General features: G+C 42.9%; 1 protein-coding gene. It reads right to left on the reverse strand.

The window, feature by feature from the left end; all coding sequences use genetic code 11:
• Positions 1-7: 7 nt before the first annotated feature.
• Positions 8-1222, reverse strand: a complete 1215-nt coding sequence (locus tag CXF78_RS00885; protein ID WP_011636252.1) for a 4Fe-4S binding protein — start codon at positions 1220-1222, stop codon at positions 8-10.
• Between the last annotated feature and the right edge of the window lie 45 nt (positions 1223-1267).

Genomic DNA, 1267 nt, shown 5'->3' on the forward strand with positions numbered 1-1267 from the left:
ATGTAAATTAATGACCAATGCGGTCCAGTTTCTGAATCAGTTCCATTTTTATAGCGCTAGGTGTTTGACTGTGCCAGTAGCCACTCACGTAAGCAAACAGCGGTAACATAAACATAATAGTCAGTAACACAATCAGTAATCCTCTGGCCGAAAGCGGGATACCATTACGAGTACTAAATTGCAGCGCTTGTTTTTTAGGGCAAGCAGACACACAACGCATGCAAGCTTGGCATTCGTCTGAGCGGATATTTTTTTGAGTATGCACCGATATATTGGCAGGGCAGGCACGAGTGCACTTATCACAATTCATGCCTTTGGTTTCAATTAAACAATGTTGAGTATCACGACGAATTTTAAACGGGCTTAAAAAACTTACAATGCCCAACAACGCGCCATAAGGGCAAATGTAACGGCAAAAACCTTGGCGACGCCATGCGGCTAAGGCAAAGATCATTCCAAAACCGATTAAGGCCACCATTGATGGCATCATAAAAAACACTGCCATTTTTAAGTCAGCCACTTTGTGGTAATTACCCGCTAAGTAGTTTGGAATGCTTGCTGATGGCATCGAAATAACCAAATAAAGCAGTGCCGCTAATAATAAATATTTAACCATTCTGAGTGGCCAGTCTATCCACGCCGGCGGTAATAACTCTGCATGAATAACACGTTTTCTCAGTTTATAAAGGTACTCACCTGCTAATCCTAGTGGACAAGCCCAACCACAAAATGCTCGCTTACACACTACACCTGTGAGCAATACTACACACAGCATCACTACAGCAGCAGGATGGTTTTGATCCCACAATCCGAGGGTTAAAATAGCTTTTAGTTCTATGCCGCCCGCAATAGGTAAAAATGCATCACCGACATCAGGCCTCATTAACCAGGGTGTTTCTCCAGCATACAATAATCCAGCATTGATGGCATATTGCACTCCAACCAATAACATTGAAAGGGCAAAGAAATGTTGGCAAATCTCACGTACTGCATTGGGCCGGCCTTCTGCATTGGCAAACGCAGGTTGATATTGTCCTATTGCGGTAACAACTAATACCGCACCCAACAATATGAGTAAAAGCGGCCAGAAAAAGCTAGCAAGAGTCGCGCCGAGCAATAATGCCCCGCTGACCAATGCACCCCATTTTTTGCCACCCCAATACAGTAAGCTGGTGCTATATACTAAGGCTAGCATTAAGGTAATTGATTCGATTGTACTCATAGAGGGTGCCTATAGTGTTTTATTTTCTATTAATAATGATAAAAG

The organism is Shewanella sp. 11B5, from assembly GCF_002836795.1.
GTDB lineage: Bacteria > Pseudomonadota > Gammaproteobacteria > Enterobacterales > Shewanellaceae > Shewanella > Shewanella frigidimarina.

Excerpts from the sequence above, each read along its gene's own strand:
- CXF78_RS00885 (WP_011636252.1), bottom strand. The coding sequence starts at position 1,222 with ATGAGTACAATCGAATCAATTACCTTAATGCTAGCCTTAGTATATAGC.